Consider the following 16,261-nt stretch of genomic DNA (forward strand, 5'->3'; position numbering starts at 1 on the left):
GATTATGGTTTTAGCAAATATGGAATTTGTTCGGCAGCCGCGTTTAGCGGCCGTCCGTTTTTTTTCGTAACCGAGAGTACATATGCGCCTTCAATCATAGCCTGGATCGCGATGCTCAAACTGTCCGCTTTTTCTTTTGGAAAACCAGATTGAATCAGCTTTTCCTGATACACACGCTGCCAATCTCTATACACCTGATCACAAGTTTTTCGCAGCACTTCACTCAAAGACCATGTTTCTGCAGCGACAGATACAATCGGAATATCATCGTTTTCTTCCATCATGTATTCTTCAATTCCGTCAGCCATCATCTGAATGTACGTTTGAAAGGCCTTTACAGGATCTGAGTCCCGGCTGAGGGCTGAGGAGATGTATGTTTTGATCCGTTCGCCGGTTAATTTGATGGCTTCGGCAGCCAGCTCTTCTTTCCCGCTGGGAAAGTAATAATAGATAGATCCTCTTGGCGCGCCGCTTTCGTCCGTGATTTGCTTCAGCCCTGTAGCATGATAGCCTTGTTTTCGGAAGAGCCGGGAAGCTGTGTGCAGGATTTTATCGCGGCTCCTTGTTTTATCTGTCATCATATCATCCCTTTTATTTTTATACTGATCGGTCAACATAAAGTATTGTAACGAAAAAAAAGGCCCTTTTTAAAGGCCTTTTTTAGAAATAGTGTCAAAGGACTATTTTCATGATCAGGCTGCCGGCCCATTTGAGACACACCAAGGCAGACTCGGAAATCGTGCATATTCCAAAAAAAGAATGGGATCGTTCCTCCAGTTTTCTATGTTTTCGATATTCATTTATGTCTTTTTCTTGTTCAGTCATTTTGCCCATCTCCTTTTGTAATGAACTCTTTAATAAAATTCAGTTGAAGATTTCAGGCAGCTGATGATCAGCGGCATTACGGCAATCACTGCCAAGATGAAAAGCAGGTTGTTTGATATCAAATGTACAAATGCAGTATTGATAATATAAAGGGCCAAAACCATTAAATAAAAAGACAGCCATATATAGCAGTATATCTTTTTATTGAATGGTTCTTTTAAGTAAATCAACAGAAATAATCCTGCCATTAAAACCAAGTAAGTCATTTCCTAACATTTCCCTCCGCTCTTGGCTTATTCTTCCGTTCTTCCCCTTTCTTTATTGTCCTCAAAAGCCAGCTGGATCACGAATAAAAACAAGCAGGCGATGATTTCGACATCCAGAGGGATGGTAATGCTGTCCATCATTTCATCTGCAAGGTGAATCGAAAGCCAAGTAAAGAAGCATTCGATTGTAAAAGTGACGGCTTTTTGTCTGATCAGCAAACTGAGAAATTTTTCGGGAATCTCAAAGGCCACACCGAGTACAAAGCTTAAGAGGATATACCAAAGCAGTGAAGCCGGTGATTCATATGTCACGCCGAAAATCGCGAAAAAGCCGGCAGCGCCGAAATAATAAGAGCCAAATAAGAGTGCGAAGACAAAGAGGATTAAAAGAAAGATTAAGGTAACTGCGATCATGTTTCCAAGTGTTTTTTTCATCATTCAGCATTCATTCCTAATCGTGCAGTATACATTTGATCATATCAAAAAAAGATCCAATTGTAATTTACAATTGTTAAGACTCCCGGTAAACTACTAAAAAAACAGGAAGTCAGGAGAGAGAAAATAAGCCATGAAGCGCGTTTTAACTGATCGATATGCAAGTTTTACAGAGCTGGCTGATCATGAAACCGAAGGAATCGATTATACGGTATTTTCACGGGAATTAGAGAGCGGTCTCCTTGTAATGGCTCCGCATGGAGGAGGAATTGAGCCTGGCATCAGCGAAATTGTACGGGCTTTAACTGAGGATTGTTCCGTTTATCTGCTCGAGGGGCTGAAAAGCTCAGGCAATAAAGGGCTTCACGTGACAAGTGCTCATTTTGATGATCCGCTTGCCATGCAAATGGCCGGGAGACATCAATACATATTGGCTTTTCACGGTTATGAGGAGCGCTCTCTTTGCCAGACGCTGATCGGCGGCACTGACCGAAAGCGCGCCCAGGTTTTTGCCGAGGCGCTTAGAAAGCAGGGTTTTTCTGCGGTGCTGCTGTCGGCCGGCGCTTGTCTTTCAGGAACGAATCCGGCAAGCATCAACAATCGGTGCAAAACGGGTTTAAGCGTACAATTTGAAATCAGCACAGCACAAAGAAAGGCGATGTTTGGCCGTTTCGGTTTAAAGGGAAGAGAAAACTCCAAAAATGAGGTGTTTTACCGTTATCTGAAAGCAGTCAGGGAAGGGGCGAAAAAAGCGTATGGATGAGCGCAGCCGGCATTTTAAGCCGGCTGTTTTTTCTGTCACTTTTTCAGCAGATATGTTGCTTGTCTTTCAGCGGCAAAAAGCTGTTGAGCGCTTTTGGCAATGGAGTAAGGGCGTCGTGACTTTCTTTTATAGCGTGTGAGTTCATCTTCATCATGGCAGTCAAAGCCCTGTCTTCGGCTGCAATTTGGAGGCTGTCCGTCCATGCTTTATGGAACTCCATTCCGATCTGTCGCTTTTCAAACAATTCGATTCGTTTGGAGGCAAACTCGTCTGTCACATGAAAAAGATCAGCAATCATTTTTACGGCATGACAGCGCAGCTGGGGAAAATCCAATTTTAAAAGCATGAAAGTCGGTACGCAAAAATGATACATAAATTGATTGGCTTGAAATTCCTGAAGCTCCCTAAACATTTGATTCATGTTCAGTTGATTTCCCGCGTGCTTTAATACATGGCAGAGTTCGTGTGCGAAGTCTTCCCATTGCTTTTTTCTTGACAGGCTGCTGTTGAGAATGATGCTGTACATGCCGTCATGCTTGATCATCATGCTGTTCACATGTTCATAATGAATCCAAATATTTAAACTCGCCGCTATACGAGTCATATCGATTTGATGCGGCTCAGTGAAACCGAACTTTAGATACATATTTTTTACGTATTCTTCTAGGTGAGATAAATAAAATTCCAATAGAGACACCCTTTCGAACAAATGTTCTGTTTTTGGCGGAAAGAAAAGCCCGGCAAAGGGGCTACTGATATATAATATATACGATGAGCAGCACCTTTAGCAAATCTTTCCCTTTTTTACATCATCTTAATTATTAAATCGGCGCTCATCAGGGAATGTTTAATGAAAAATTCCTTTTTTATCCGTTTTTTAATCTCCGGGTTTCCGCTTCTTCTCTTTTTCTTTTAAGTATTGAATAAATTCAATCGCCTGCTGTCTGCTTTCAGGGGAGAATTCCCGCATGTCCCGATACGCAATTTGAAGATCAGGATCATCAAGCATGTCTTGAAGAGATTTTTCCTTTTCGGCACCTGTCAGTAAATAGTCTATTGTCACTTTATAATAATCAGCCAGTTTTTTTAAGGTTTCATAGTCCGGCTCGCTTCTTCCGTTTTCATAGTGGGAATAGCGCGCTCTTGATACGCCGATCTGTTTTGCTACATCTTCCTGTGTCCGTTTTCCTCTCAGGCTTTTTAGTCTGCCTCCCAACATAGAATGACCTCTCTTCCTCATTCGGCATTATAATATCTATTATAGATACAAAATGTATCGAAATAAACAAATGATAAAAAAAGTATCAAAAAAGTGTTGATGATAAGAAGTGTATCATTTATAATCATAGTCAGACAGATACCAATTGTATCATAAGCGGAGGAGTGGGGCATTTGCGAAAACGTTTAATTGAAGAGCGGTCAAGGAAGGGATGGACTCAAAAGCAGGTTTCCGAACGATTGGGGATTTCTGAGGTGTATGTTCGCAAAATCGAAAAGGGAGCGCGAAATCCGGGCAGAGAAACGATGCTGAAGTTTGAAACGCTCTATTCCGTTCCAGACCGCGAGCTTTTTCCCGATCTTTTTCAGGTCATTTTTGATACAAAATGTATCTAATATAAATCCATACGAAAGAAGGCAGATCATGAACCTCGAACATCCGATCATTACACAAATTCGGGCATACGGCTATCCAAAGGAGGCAGCAGAGCGAAAAACGATGCGAAAAGCATCAGGATCACCAGGACAGGAAGGGGAACACAGCATGGAGACGGTTGATATTTCATACAGCAATGACCGGTTCGATCAATGGAGGCTTGGCAAAGCGGGCGGCTCCATCTCATTTACAAAAGACGGATTGCCTGTATTTCGATTTGAAAACAAAGATCAATATGAACGATACCTGAAGCTGAACGCTTGCCGCAAAAGGGAGGAGGGAGTTGAATGATGAACACATCCAGTCCTATCCAGTCTGAAAACAGCTATCCGTTCTCGATTTACTCAGGTTTGTTAACTTCCGGCCATTTTGAAAAAATCGGCAGTGCTCTCTGGCTGTTTTTATGGTGTATCAGTTCAACGACGAAAGAAGTAGAACGGGATGGTGTGACATGGGGGATCGTCCTCGGACATAAGCCGCTGAAAGCATCAGAACTCGCGGACGTGTTTGGCGTAAATGAAAAAACAGTCAGGAGATGGCTCTCCCAGCTTGAGCGGAATGGCTACATTGCTGTGGCGAGAGCCCCTTACGGCTTCGTTCTGTCTGTCAGACATTCGAAAAAATTCGTCAATCAATCAAAGCCCGGATATGTCCATTCACAGATCAAAGAACGGACAAATGCATCTGATTGTAAGGACAAACTTGTCCAAGCTAATAAAGATATTACACAGATCAAAACAAAAAATAATCAAATTGAGGCGATAGCAGAACGTTTTGCAGCACTCAGGTCTCTGCAGGAAGACAGGCTTGTCCATCCTTCGCCAAGGGACTATCAAGCCATCGCCCGGATTGTCGCCCGCGGAGTGTCACTTTCGCAAACAATCAAATGGCTTGAACAATGCTTCCTAGAGTATGAAGGCCGGCGAAGAAGCAAACAAGAAACGATCAAGGTCTTCAGCTACTGTGAAAAATACATGCTGGACCGTCTGGCAGAGCTGGAAACCAGGAAAGAGTCAAGGAGGGGAAACAATGGCCAAACGAACTATCGACGAGGTTATGAAAGAACTGAGAAACAGAAGGCGTTTATCACAGACGGACAAAGCGGACGAATCCGCCGAAAAACGGTATGAATGTCCTAAGTGTAAAGACGAGCTCGGGTATATCGAACAGCGCGGAAATACAGAAGTATGGGTGGCATGCGCCTGCAGGGAGCGGCGCAGAGCGCAAAAGCTTTTAAAGTCAAGCGAAATCACCGAAGCATTTAAAAACTTGAGCTTTGAAAATTTTAAGACCGCTGGCAAGCATCAGTCTGTAAAAGACGCCTATGAATGCGCACTTGAATATGGACAAGTTTATCCGGACATTCAGAAATGCCGCAGAAACAGCATTGCGCTCTTAGGGCGGCCTGGGTCGGGCAAAACCCATTTGCTTACGGCGGCAGCCAATGATCTGATGAGGAGGCTGTTTGTGCCGGTGCTGTATTTTCCTTTTGTCGAGGGCTTCAATGATTTAAAACAGGATTTTGCTTTGCTTGAGGAAAAACTGAACAGGATGAAGCAAATTGAGGTTCTATTTCTCGATGATCTGTTTAAGCCGGTTGGCGGAAAGCCGCGGGCAACGGAATGGCAGATTGAACAAACATATGCCGTCATCAATTACAGGTATTTGAATCACAAGCCGATTCTGCTTTCAAGCGAGCTGGATGTAGAAGAAATCGTCGCGATTGATGAAGCGCTCGGAACGAGGATTGTAGAAATGTGCCAGGATTTTCTCGTTATCCTGAAAGGGAACTCTTTCGACATCAATCATAGACTGGAGGGAATGCTTTGATGTGCCGTCTATGCAAAGGCCGGCAATCGGTTCAACAGGATGCCGGCTTCGGAGTTGTTTTCAGCGCCTGTCCAAACTGCCGCGGTAAAAGCGGTGATTTGACAGAGACGATCAAAGATCTTGAAGCATTGATTTTAAAAATGAAAGCAAGGGTGAAGCAGGGTGCTTAAATCTCTATACGCGCTGATTCTCATTTTACTGACAGCGGCAAAAAGAGAGGCGCAAATTAAAAAATGGCATCAAGATGACGGAAAGTGAGGAAGAAAAGAATGGAAAAAGAAGTCGGGACGTACAGCCCATTACCATGGCGCGTCGTCAGAACAAATTCGGACTTATACATTTATTCAGCATACAGCAAACTCGAGAAAAAGCGGTTCCCGTATTCAAACGGGAGGGTCATTGCAAAAGTCGCTGATTACACCGCGTTTTCACAGGAAAAAAATGCTCAGCTCATCGCAGCAGCACCGGAGCTGCTGATCGCAGCAAAACTTGCGCTCGCCTACTTGAATCGAAAGGGGCCGGGTGATGCCGCTTCGGTTGAATATAAACTGAAGCATATATTAAGTAAAGTCATCGCCAAGGCGGAAGAACATGAAGCAGATACAGCCGAAAAGGGGGAATACAGATGCAACACCCGACACAAATAAAAGCCATTCACGATACAACCGTCGGAAGCCGAATCACAGAGGGAAAGGTGACGGTGATCGTACTTGACGGAATCAACGGAACGGCATGGCAGACCGAAGCACCTGAGCATGGGAAAACTGTTGTTGAAACGAGAAAAGGAGATCTGGCAAGACTCGATTTTGAAATCGGATATAAGCTCAGCTGATTCCCCTTAAAAATCAATATGTCCAAGACGGAAAGCCTGCGGACACTGATCAGAATGCACAAATCATTGTGCAGCTGATTGGTGTCCTTTTTTGATTTCGAAAATACGGAGGTCAACAAAAAATGGAAGACTTACTTTTTGAATACAAAAGATCATTGAAAGAGACGAAAAATCTTTATCAGCCTTATCAAGATGAAAGCGGACTGACAGCGGAACAGCTGAAAGATAAAAAACTGATCAGAAGCATGATCACCGATTTGGAATATGTCATCGAATGGCTTGAGAACGGCAGAGAACCTGGAATCAGACGAGCCATTGACAGGCGGGATTCTTATAAACGGATGCTGATCAAAGACCCGCGGATTATCGATACTTTTTCAGAAGGTATTGCATTTGAACCGGCGCAGGAAGTATCGGCGTTTGATAAAGCGCGGATTGAAGCGGCCCTTTCCGTTCTTACGGCAAGGGAAAAGGAAATTTTCATTTTAAATAAGGTGGAGCAGTTTTCTTATGAGCGTATTGCCGCCATGCTGGGCATCAAAAAATCAACCGTGCAGACCAATGTCAAACGGGCGCAAACGAAAATAGCGAAGCAAATGACAACAGCCTCTTAATTGTTTGATTTAAAAAAATCAAACTTTTGTCATACGTTTGCCACCTATAAGTGAAAAGAGAAAAACATAAATATTCATCTGCTGTTTGCAGCCGTGAACAAAGGAGCATATACAAGATCCTAAAAAGCAGTCGTTTCGGCAGAGTTTTAGATCATACGAATGGACTGTAAAATATAACAGGCTGAAAGAAAGGCGGTGAGACCTGCGATGCCAAGGCCTAGAGATCCAAAAAGAGATGAAGCATACAAGCTCTACCAAAAATATGAAGGGAATATCACAAATCGCGCCATCGCCAGTGAGCTTGGGGTTTCGAATCAAAAAATCAGCGCCTGGAAAATCCGCGACCGCTGGAAGGAAGCCGTAAACGGAAGTCAAAATGGCAAGGGAAAACCTGTCGGCCTCATTTATAATGAAGGGCTGAATGAACGACAGAGATTGTTTTGCATTTACTATGTCAAAAGCTTTAATGCCACCCAAGCCGCCGTAAAAGCGGGATATTCTCCCGCAAGCGCCCATGTGACAGGCTGCCGGCTCCTTAAAAACGAAAAGGTGGCGGACGAAATCAGGCGCATCAAAAAAGATATGGTAGGTGAGATTTTCGTAGAGGCGATGGACGTCCTTCACGTCTATGTGAAAATTGCGTTTGCAGATATGACGGATTATGTGACATTCGGCAAGAAAGAAGTGCAAGCAGTCGGAAAGTCAGGACCGCTCTTTGACGAAGAAAATAAACCCATTATGAAAGAGGTCAGCTTTGTCGATGTCAAACATTCCGATTTTGTCGACGGCACAGTGATCACAGAAGCAAAGCTGGGCAAAGAAGGTATTGCGATCAAGCTGGCCGACAAGATGAAGGCGCTGGACAAGCTGTCACAATACTTTGACCTGTTTCCGGATTCATTTAAACGGAAAATCGAAAAAGAAAAGCTGAAGCTCGCCAGACAAAAAACGGAAAAGGACGCACAAGACGGTGCTGTTGAAGTGTTGATCACCCGAAAAGGTGATTCGGCTTGATCATGAAGGAGGTCAATCCCCATTTTGAAGATTTTGTATTTAATTGGGATCAAACCTTTCAATTTCTCGTCGGCGGATACGGCTCATCGAAAAGCTATCATACGGCATTAAAAATCGTCTTAAAGCTCCTTCAGGAAAAGCGGACCGCCTTAGTGGTACGGGAAGTGTTTGAAACACACAGGGACTCAACCTTTTCATTATTTTCATCCATTATTGAGGAGCTCGGGGCTCAAAAAGCAGTCCAGGCGGTTTCCTCGCCGATGCACATCCGGTTCTCCAATGGGAGCCGGATCATTTTTAAAGGAATGGACAATCCGGCTAAATTGAAATCAGTCAATAATATTTCGCTGATTTGGATCGAGGAATGCTCAGAAGTGAAGTATGAAGGCTTCAAGGAATTGATCGGCCGGCTGAGACATCCTGATTTTAAACTCTATATGATCTTAACGACAAACCCCGTCAGTCAAGCCAATTGGACATATAGACATTTCTTTAAGGATGAGCGGAACAAACGGTTTATTTTGGATGACGAGACCCTGTATGAGAAGCGGATAATCGTCATTAAAGATACGTATTACCACCATTCTACGGCCGAAGACAATTTGTTTCTGCCGAAAAGCTACATCAAACAGCTTGAGGATATGAAAGAATACGATCCAGATCTTTACCGGATTGCCCGGAAAGGCCGTTTCGGGGTAAATGGGACAAGGGTTTTGCCGCAATTTGAAGTGATGGAGCATGATGAGGTGATGAAGCAGATTTCTTTCATCAACAATCCCTTGAAGAGAACCGGGATGGATTTCGGATTTGAAGAATCCTACAATGCCGTCATCCGGTCGGTCATCGATCCCGATAAAAAAGTTCTTTATATATATTGGGAGTATTACAAGAACAAGATGACAGATGACAAGACGGCAGAAGAGCTCAAGGAACTCCGCGACACACAGGAGCTGATTAAAGCCGACCCGGCTGAACCGAAAAGCATTCAATACTTCAGACAAAACGGTTTTAACATGGCCGGCGCCCGCAAATATCAGGGATCGCGCCTGCAATATACGAAAAAAATCAAACGGTTTAAAAAAATCTATTGTTCTGACCGCTGCATCAATACGATCTATGAATTGCAGCCGCTGACCTATGCAGCGGACAAAGACGGAAATATGAAAGAGGACCAGTTCACGATTGACCCGCATACTCTTTCTGCTTTATGGTACGCGCTTGATGACTATGAAGTCACTGATTTGAAAGCCGAACCGGAAGTGAAAAAACGTCCAAACAGAAAAAGGAGGAGGTAACGCATGACCTCTCAGCAAACAGTAAGAGCAAGGGTCATGAAATCCCAGCTTCAGGGGCCTGTGACCAAGCAAATATATGAAGATCAATTTACGGAAATCTACGGTGAGGACATTATCGCGCCTCCATACAATATCAAAGAGCTCAAAATGATTGCCGAATATTCTTCCATTCTCCAGCAATGTATTGATGCATATAAAACGAATATTTCCGGCTTCGGGCTTGATATCGAATATGCATTTGATTTTAACGGAGCCGATGTGACGCCCGACAAGAAAAAAGCGGCTGAAACCGATTGGTCCAGGCTTGAAGAATTTTGCCGCCACCTTCATTTTGATGAATCAGCGGAAACGGTATTAGGCTATATGATAGAAGACCGGGAAAAGACAGGAAACGGCTTTTTGGAAGTATTGAGGAACGGCGCGGGACAGCCGGCCGGAATTGAATACCTTGATGTGAAAAATATGCGCGTCTGCGGTTTGACGGAACCGGTCGAGATCGAATTCGTCTTCATGGAAAATGGAACCGTGAAAAAAATGAAAAGACAAAAAAAATTCCGCAAATACGTCCAGATGATTGACGGAAGGAAAGTGTACTTCAAAGAGTACGGCGATCCGCGCATCATGGATATGACCACCGGCGAGTTTGACGGACAGACTCCCCCTGAACGAAGTGCGAATGAAGCGATCCATTTTAGAATTGGCAGCGGCGTCTACGGCGTTCCCCGCTGGATCGGGAATATCGTCAATCTTTACGGAGCGAGGAAGGCGGAAGAGCTGAATTACATGTATTTCAGACAGGGGCGGCATGTGCCGGCCGTGATTACGGTAGAAAACGGCATGCTCTCAGAGACGTCGTACAGAGAGCTGCAGGAATATATGAATGATTTGGAAGGCGTTGAAAATGCCCATAAGTTTTTGCTGATCGAAGCCGAAGGAATCGCTCAGGAAAAAGATCTTCACGGCACACAAGACATTACCCCAGTCAAAGTGGAAATTAAATCGCTTGCTGAAATTTTGCAGGAAGATGCGCTGTTTCTTGAATATGACGAAAAAAGCCGCAACAAAATCCGCTCGTCCTTCAGGCTTCCTCCGCTCTATACAGGAGATGCCCATGAATACAACAGGGCGACGGCTGATACCGCCCGCAAAATAACGGAAGAACAGGTTTTTGAACCGGAGCGGAAAATCCTGATCGGCAAGCTGAATACGCTGTTTCTGCGCGACTTGAAAATTTATCATGCCCGGCTGCAGTTAAAAGGACCAGACTTTCGCGACCCGCTTGAGATCGCAAAAGTGCTTGGTCCTTTTATTCAGGCGGGAGCCGTTTCTGCGAATGATCTGCGCGATCTGGCTGGAAGGGTGCTTGGCAAAACGCTTGATGAATGGCCTGAAGAGATTTACAGCCGGCCGCCCGCCGCTCAGTCTCAGCCTCAAGATGCGGCTGAAATCGCAAGCCTTATACCGGAATTAAAGACCGTCATCGAGTCATTGAAAAACCCTGAAAGGAGGTGAACACTTCGTGCCGAGAGAGCTTAAGAATGCAAAAATCAATTTTGTCAGCTATGTCGATAAAGCGGCTAACAAAAAGAAATTCTTTTTGACCAAATCAAGCGGGCCGCCGACATTTCAAAAGGAAGTCAAACTGATCACAAAAGCAGCAGATGAAAAAAAACTCGTCTACGGTGTGGTCTATGAACCGAATGTCATGGATGCCCACAGCGATTTTATGACGGCTGAGGAAATCCAAAAGGCGGCTCACGGTTTTCTGAAAGACGCCCGCAAGATTGACAAGGACCACAATTTTCAGGGCGGCGTCGGTGAAGTTGTCGAATCATATGTCGCTCCGGCTGATTTTGAAGTAAACGGCGAAACGATTGTAAAAGGCTCTTGGGTCTTGGTCACAAAAGCCTGTGATGAAGTCTGGGAGCAGATTAAAAAAGGAGAAATAACAGGCTACAGTATGGCAGGAACCGCTGAAACGCTCCACCATCAATCAGCAGCCGACAGGGAAAATGACAGTTTTTTTCAGCTGATGAAACAATTTTTCGCACGAGACAAACAAAAAAAGGGAGAGGGAGAAAAAGAGATGAAACGAACAGAATTCCAGGGAACCATCGAAGCCGTCTTGGCTCCGCTTCTTAAGCGTCTTGACGCTCTGGAAGAAAATACAGATGCAAACGATAAACACGATCAAACACAGCAGGACGCTCATCTTAAAGAAGTGATCCAGGAAATGCTCGAACCCCTTATTTCACGAATTGAAGCGCTCGAAAAGATGAGAGGCGCTTCAAAGCAGACCGAAGATGAAAAAGGCGGAGCTGAGGAAGTTAAAAAATCGATTTGGAGCGGATTGCTTTAATTCAAGAGGAGGAAAACAATGAGAAATCAAGATATCATTCGAAAAGCAGAAATGTCGCTTGCGACGCTCAAAAGCGGAGGATTAATGAATCCGGCGCAGGCTTCCGCATTTATTCGCATGGTGCAAAATACGCCGACGATCTTCAATGAATCCCGCGTCATCCAAATGGAAAACGATTCGCAGAAGTTTGAAAAGATCGGCTTTGGCCAGCGGATTTTAAGGGCGGCTGATGAAGGAAAAGCATTGGCTGATGATCAATTAACCGTCCCGGTGACAAGCACTGTTCAACTGAATACGAAAGAAGTCATCGCCGAAGTCAACATTACGTACGACACGCTTGAAAATAACATTGAAAAAGACGGCCTGCAAAATACGCTGATGCAGATGCTTGCAGAACGCGCCGCCGTCGATATTGAAGAGCTGATTGTCAATGGTGATGTGTCATCATCTGACCCATATCTTGCCCAGCTTGACGGCATCAGGAAGCAGTCCGTCTCCCACATTGTCGATGCCGGAGGAGAAGAAATCAGCAGACAGCTTTTTAAACGGGGGCTTAAAGCCGTTCCGGCAAAATATATGCGCGTTCCTCAGGAATTCAGATTCTATACTTCGCTTGGACAGGAAGTGGAATGGAAGGACCGTGTCGCAGACCGTCAAACAAATCTCGGGGATGCAGCCGTTCAAGGCGGATTGTCTACCGCTTTCGGAGTACCTGTTAAAGGGGTATCAAACATTCAGCCGTATACCTATGGAGAAGGAGAAACGGCAGGTGAGGCTTCAGACATCATCTTGACGCATCCGAAAAACATTATTCTCGGTTTCTCGCGGAATATCAGAATCGAAGTTGATAAAGACATCCGCGCCCGCAAATTTATCATCGTGCTGACTGCTAAGCTCGACAGCAAATTTGAAGAAGAAGATGCAGTCGCAAAAATGATTAATGTAAAAGAGTAGCAGGCATGTACAGTGCAAGATTGGTAAAAGGGAGAACCTATGATGTGAAAGGGTGCAGGTTCAGATATCAAGAGGAACAGCCCATTTCCAGGGAAATATACCGGTATATAAAAGAAAACCCTTGTTTTGAAGTCAAGGAAACGCGCCGGAAAACGGCAAAAGCCCGAGGAAGGATGGATGAAGATGCTGATCACACCTGATGAAATCATTCAGTATTCCGTTTTCGAGGCTGTGAAAAACCGTCCTCCGGAATTGCTGCGCCGGGATATTCTTGAAGCCGAAGCAGACATCCAGCAGATGACGGGTCATCGTTTCACAGATGAAAAATATTATCCGCTTCCGGAAAAGGCAAGGCTCGCTTTGCTGCAGCTGGCACAATACTATGCCTTGAAAAACGGTGATGAGTCACTGCTGAAAGGCTACAAATCCGAAAAGCTAGGAGACTACTCCTATACGCTGTCTGACGGCGGAGGAATAGTGAAGCCGGATGTCTACAAGCTTCTTGAAGAATATATTCTCGATTACGAATCTGCCCGCTTAAAGGTGCGTGCGATATGAGCTACCGGAAGTTGTTAAGCGACCGCTGTGATATCTACCATGTAAAAGAAGAGCAGGCGCAAGAAGCGAGATACGGCGTTCCTGCCGGAGACCTTCAGCCGCTCCGCACATATGGGGAAACGCCTGATGCTGCAAATGTCCCCTGCTATTTTACAGAAAGAAGCCAGTCGATGATTCAAAAAGATCCGGAGCAGGTCATTTACCATTCCTATTTGGTGCATTTTCCGCTAAATGCAGATGTCCGTCTCCATGATCTAGTCGTGTGGAACGGTGTCAGCTATACTCTGCAAAAACCAAAAAGCATCAAAGATCATCATTGGGAAGTCTTGGCCGTAAGGGATGAAAAACTATGAAAATAAAAGGTTTGAAGCAGCTGTCCGGAGCACTTGAAAAAGCCGGACGCGGAAGCTTCCGGAAAAAAGCCGCCGAGTGGCTTGAACAGGAGGGGCTTGATTTTTTAGATCTTGTCAGGCAAGAAATCATGCAGGCGGGCTCCGTTGATACGGGACTGCTTCTGCGTTCGTTCCGGCGGGGAGCGGACAGGAATATATGGACAATGGAAAGCGGCGGCCTGTCGCTCGAAATAGGCACTGAATTGGATTATGCCTCATTTGTGAATGACGGTCATTGGATGGGAGGAAAAGAAGGAGTCAGGTGGATTCCCGGAAGGTGGCAGGGCGGACGTTTTCAATATGATCCCGGATCATCAAAGGGCATGGCATTAAAACGGCAATGGATAAAAGGAACAGGCTATTGGGAGCATGCGCTTTACATATTTGAGCGTTTATTTGAAAAACGTCTTGATGAAAGGCTGCAAACATGGCTGGATTCCTTGTAAGGAGGTGATGATTTGAACGATGAAACGGGATCTGTCATGAATTTCTTTTATCAAATCTTTCCCGCAGTATGCTATGAAAAAGAAATTCCAGATCATTTTCAAATACCGTCGCTTTATTTTCCTCCTCCTTCTGTCTTTGATGAAAATGACACAGTCTCAACCTTCAAGAAGGTCTTCAGCTTGAATGTAAAACTGTTTCATCATGACTCACAAAAAGCCCATGATCATGCGGAACGGATCGCAGACGCCGTAAGACAAGTGCGCCATGCCATTCCGCTTGTTGATCAGTCAGGCGCCGATACCGGGGAAAGCTTGAGAATCAGCAGAATCGAGACGAGGATAGGAGATGCCGGGACGGCGTCCATTATTGTTCAATGGAACAGCCGCTATTGGTATAAAAGAGAAGCTCAGCCTTCTCTTGAAACAATTGATTTTACAAACGGGGTGAAATAATTGGCAGTCGGTAAAAAGACAAAATCCGAAGCAAAAAAGGCGTCTCAGGCAGAGCATGAAGCGCTTTTTTTTATTGCAGATCTGCGAGAGCACGCAAAAGAGCTTTTCGGCATTAAAGCGGAAGTTCTCGACGGTGCTCTTTTTCATGTGAAAGAACAACAAATTTCAAAAACTGAGGCAAGTCAGCTTATTCAAACATTTTTAGCCAAGGAGGTCATAAATTAATGAACGGCGGAACATTTACACCAGGTAAAGAAAAAGAGCGTGCCGGTATTTATTTTAATTTCAAAACGACAGCAGAGGAACGGGTTTCTCTCGGAAACCGCGGCACGGTAGCGCTTCCTGTCATAACCAGCTGGGGAGAACCGAAAACATTTGCAGCCATTTCAACCATCGAGGATTTAAACAAAAAAGTGGGACTGAACATTGATGATCCGTCTCTTCTATTGTTGCGCGAAGCGAAGAAAAATGCGGAGACGGTTCTATTATACCGTTTGAATACAGGTGTTACAGCCAAAGCTCAAATTGGCGAAACAATGACGGTAACAGCAAAATACGGAGGTGAAAAAGGGAACGACATCTCCATTCGCATTTCCGAGAATGTTCTCGATTCAAAAAAATATGATGTGGCAACTTTTGTCGGCACAGATGAAGCTGACCGCCAGACCGTTAAAACGGCTGAAGAGCTTATGCCAAATGCTTATGTCGAATTTCAGGGAGAAGGCCCCCTTGAACTGACAGCCGGCGCAAAACTGTCCGGAGGTGAAAACGGCACGGCGAGTGTCGCCGATTACACGGCATTTTTAGATGCAGCTGAAACAGAATACTTTCATACGATCGCTTTGCCCGTAGCCGAAAATGAACAGCTGAAAGCTACTTTTGCGGCTTTCATCAAGCGGCTTCGCGATAAACAAGGGCTGAAAATCCAAGGCGTCGTCGCCAATTATGCCGGTGATTATGAAGGCATCATTAATGTAACAGGGGGCGTTGTGCTGGATGACGGCACAGAAATCACCCCTGAACAAGCGACGGCATGGGTCGCCGGAGCAAGCGCGGGTGCGACTTTTAATCAATCATTAACTTTTGTCGAATATGAAGGCGCTGTTGACGTCCTTAACCGTTTGGATGAAGACCGGGTGATTGACCGCTTGAAAAAAGGCGAGTTCTTATTTACGTTTGATGCCCGAGATCAATCGGTCAGCGTTGAAAAAGACATCAACTCTTTAACGAGCTTCACGGCGGAAAAGAATAAAAAATTCTCCAAAAACAAAATCATCCGCGTCCTTGACGGGGTAAACAATGACCTGACCCGTGAATTGAAGGCTTTAATCAAAGCCCGAAAAGCAAGCGGCAGCGGCATTCCTGCTTCTGACGACGGCTTGCAGTATGTGAAAACCTTGATTATCCAATACATGACGGCGCTTCAGGAAGCAGGCGGCATTTCCGGATTTGATTCAGAAAATGACATTGCCATTGCGCTGAACGAAGACCGCGACGGATTTTTAATCGATGCAGCAATTCAGCCGGTTGATGCGGCAGAAAAATTCTACTTTAATGTGGAGGTAAAATAA

General features: G+C 44.8%; 26 protein-coding genes. 21 read left to right on the forward strand and 5 right to left on the reverse strand.

What is annotated here, in order from left to right; translation table 11 throughout:
• Positions 1-2 precede the first annotated feature (2 nt).
• The 3 genes from BTA30_RS15715 to BTA30_RS15725 form a co-directional block, all read right to left on the reverse strand.
• Positions 3-578, reverse strand: coding sequence for a TetR/AcrR family transcriptional regulator (locus BTA30_RS15715; RefSeq protein WP_076762362.1), 576 nt, complete (start codon positions 576-578; stop codon positions 3-5).
• Positions 579-854: 276 nt separating this feature from the next.
• A complete protein-coding gene (locus BTA30_RS15720) occupies positions 855-1,091 on the reverse strand; it encodes a hypothetical protein (protein ID WP_076762254.1) in 237 nt (78 codons plus the stop codon).
• 27 nt (positions 1,092-1,118) lie between these two features.
• Positions 1,119-1,529 (reverse strand): regulatory YrvL family protein, encoded by a 411-nt coding sequence (locus BTA30_RS15725; protein ID WP_076762255.1) that lies wholly within the window; start codon positions 1,527-1,529, stop codon positions 1,119-1,121.
• A 130-nt stretch (positions 1,530-1,659) separates the two neighbouring features.
• On the opposite strand from BTA30_RS15725, the gene BTA30_RS15730 reads away from it, so the two are divergent.
• Complete coding sequence (locus tag BTA30_RS15730) at positions 1,660-2,289, forward strand: poly-gamma-glutamate hydrolase family protein (RefSeq protein WP_076762256.1); 630 nt, start codon at positions 1,660-1,662, stop codon at positions 2,287-2,289.
• Positions 2,290-2,332: 43 nt separating this feature from the next.
• Here BTA30_RS15730 and BTA30_RS15735 read toward each other — a convergent pair whose 3' ends face one another.
• Complete coding sequence (locus tag BTA30_RS15735) at positions 2,333-2,935, reverse strand: ImmA/IrrE family metallo-endopeptidase (RefSeq protein WP_411813167.1); 603 nt, start codon at positions 2,933-2,935, stop codon at positions 2,333-2,335.
• A gap of 231 nt (positions 2,936-3,166) precedes the next feature.
• Complete coding sequence (gene xre / locus BTA30_RS15740; protein ID WP_076762257.1) at positions 3,167-3,508, reverse strand: HTH-type transcriptional regulator Xre; 342 nt, start codon at positions 3,506-3,508, stop codon at positions 3,167-3,169.
• 173 nt (positions 3,509-3,681) lie between these two features.
• Here xre and BTA30_RS15745 point away from each other — a divergent pair, with 173 nt between their 5' ends.
• The 20 genes from BTA30_RS15745 (at position 3,682) to BTA30_RS15835 (ending at position 16,261) form a co-directional block, all read left to right on the forward strand.
• Complete coding sequence (locus BTA30_RS15745; RefSeq protein ID WP_076762258.1) at positions 3,682-3,903, forward strand: helix-turn-helix transcriptional regulator; 222 nt, start codon at positions 3,682-3,684, stop codon at positions 3,901-3,903.
• 28 nt (positions 3,904-3,931) lie between these two features.
• Positions 3,932-4,234: a YjzJ family protein gene (locus tag BTA30_RS23940; protein ID WP_083696967.1), complete on the forward strand. Its 303-nt coding sequence runs from the start codon at positions 3,932-3,934 to the stop codon at positions 4,232-4,234.
• Entirely contained in the window at positions 4,231-5,073 is an 843-nt protein-coding gene (locus BTA30_RS15755) for a winged helix-turn-helix domain-containing protein (RefSeq protein ID WP_239693712.1), read from the forward strand. The genes BTA30_RS23940 and BTA30_RS15755 overlap by 4 nt, the downstream gene beginning before the upstream one ends.
• Entirely contained in the window at positions 4,973-5,773 is an 801-nt protein-coding gene (locus BTA30_RS15760) for an ATP-binding protein (RefSeq protein ID WP_076762259.1), read from the forward strand. The genes BTA30_RS15755 and BTA30_RS15760 overlap by 101 nt, the downstream gene beginning before the upstream one ends.
• Positions 5,770-5,943, forward strand: a complete 174-nt coding sequence (locus BTA30_RS23195; protein ID WP_158027645.1) for a hypothetical protein — start codon at positions 5,770-5,772, stop codon at positions 5,941-5,943. The genes BTA30_RS15760 and BTA30_RS23195 overlap by 4 nt, the downstream gene beginning before the upstream one ends.
• Positions 5,944-6,042: 99 nt before the next feature.
• On the forward strand, positions 6,043-6,420 hold the full coding sequence (locus BTA30_RS15765; RefSeq protein WP_076762260.1) for an XkdD/Y8K6 family phage-associated protein: 378 nt from the start codon (positions 6,043-6,045) through the stop codon (positions 6,418-6,420).
• Complete coding sequence (locus tag BTA30_RS15770; protein ID WP_076762261.1) at positions 6,399-6,605, forward strand: XtrA/YqaO family protein; 207 nt, start codon at positions 6,399-6,401, stop codon at positions 6,603-6,605. The genes BTA30_RS15765 and BTA30_RS15770 overlap by 22 nt, the downstream gene beginning before the upstream one ends.
• A 122-nt stretch (positions 6,606-6,727) precedes the next feature.
• Positions 6,728-7,219, forward strand: coding sequence for a sigma-70 family RNA polymerase sigma factor (locus BTA30_RS15775; RefSeq protein WP_076762262.1), 492 nt, complete (start codon positions 6,728-6,730; stop codon positions 7,217-7,219).
• A 207-nt stretch (positions 7,220-7,426) separates the two neighbouring features.
• Complete coding sequence (locus BTA30_RS15780) at positions 7,427-8,233, forward strand: terminase small subunit (protein ID WP_076762263.1); 807 nt, start codon at positions 7,427-7,429, stop codon at positions 8,231-8,233.
• Positions 8,230-9,528 carry a PBSX family phage terminase large subunit gene (locus BTA30_RS15785; protein ID WP_076762264.1) on the forward strand — a complete coding sequence of 433 codons (1,299 nt, stop codon included), beginning with the start codon at positions 8,230-8,232 and terminating at the stop codon, positions 9,526-9,528. Before BTA30_RS15780 ends, BTA30_RS15785 begins: the two co-directional genes overlap by 4 nt.
• A 3-nt stretch (positions 9,529-9,531) precedes the next feature.
• Positions 9,532-11,040, forward strand: coding sequence for a phage portal protein (locus BTA30_RS15790; protein WP_076762265.1), 1,509 nt, complete (start codon positions 9,532-9,534; stop codon positions 11,038-11,040).
• A gap of 7 nt (positions 11,041-11,047) precedes the next feature.
• A complete protein-coding gene (locus tag BTA30_RS15795) occupies positions 11,048-11,887 on the forward strand; it encodes an XkdF-like putative serine protease domain-containing protein (RefSeq protein WP_076762266.1) in 840 nt (279 codons plus the stop codon).
• A gap of 18 nt (positions 11,888-11,905) precedes the next feature.
• A complete protein-coding gene (locus BTA30_RS15800) occupies positions 11,906-12,841 on the forward strand; it encodes a phage major capsid protein (RefSeq protein ID WP_076762267.1) in 936 nt (311 codons plus the stop codon).
• A 5-nt stretch (positions 12,842-12,846) separates the two neighbouring features.
• Positions 12,847-13,041 carry a YqbF domain-containing protein gene (locus tag BTA30_RS24330; RefSeq protein WP_076762268.1) on the forward strand — a complete coding sequence of 65 codons (195 nt, stop codon included), beginning with the start codon at positions 12,847-12,849 and terminating at the stop codon, positions 13,039-13,041.
• The gene (gene yqbG / locus BTA30_RS15810) at positions 13,025-13,399 is read left to right on the forward strand and encodes a protein YqbG (protein ID WP_076762269.1); all 375 of its coding nucleotides are present in this window, start codon (positions 13,025-13,027) and stop codon (positions 13,397-13,399) included. Before BTA30_RS24330 ends, yqbG begins: the two co-directional genes overlap by 17 nt.
• Positions 13,396-13,752: a YqbH/XkdH family protein gene (locus BTA30_RS15815; RefSeq protein ID WP_076762270.1), complete on the forward strand. Its 357-nt coding sequence runs from the start codon at positions 13,396-13,398 to the stop codon at positions 13,750-13,752. The genes yqbG and BTA30_RS15815 overlap by 4 nt, the downstream gene beginning before the upstream one ends.
• Positions 13,749-14,237: an HK97 gp10 family phage protein gene (locus tag BTA30_RS15820; protein WP_076762271.1), complete on the forward strand. Its 489-nt coding sequence runs from the start codon at positions 13,749-13,751 to the stop codon at positions 14,235-14,237. Before BTA30_RS15815 ends, BTA30_RS15820 begins: the two co-directional genes overlap by 4 nt.
• Positions 14,238-14,249: 12 nt before the next feature.
• Entirely contained in the window at positions 14,250-14,690 is a 441-nt protein-coding gene (locus BTA30_RS15825) for a phage portal protein (RefSeq protein WP_076762272.1), read from the forward strand.
• A complete protein-coding gene (locus BTA30_RS15830; RefSeq protein WP_076762273.1) occupies positions 14,691-14,915 on the forward strand; it encodes a YqzN/YkzM domain-containing protein in 225 nt (74 codons plus the stop codon).
• Positions 14,915-16,261, forward strand: coding sequence for a phage tail sheath family protein (locus BTA30_RS15835; RefSeq protein ID WP_076762274.1), 1,347 nt, complete (start codon positions 14,915-14,917; stop codon positions 16,259-16,261). Before BTA30_RS15830 ends, BTA30_RS15835 begins: the two co-directional genes overlap by 1 nt.

This window comes from Bacillus swezeyi (genome assembly GCF_001969815.1).
GTDB classification, from domain to species: Bacteria; Bacillota; Bacilli; order Bacillales; family Bacillaceae; genus Bacillus; species Bacillus swezeyi.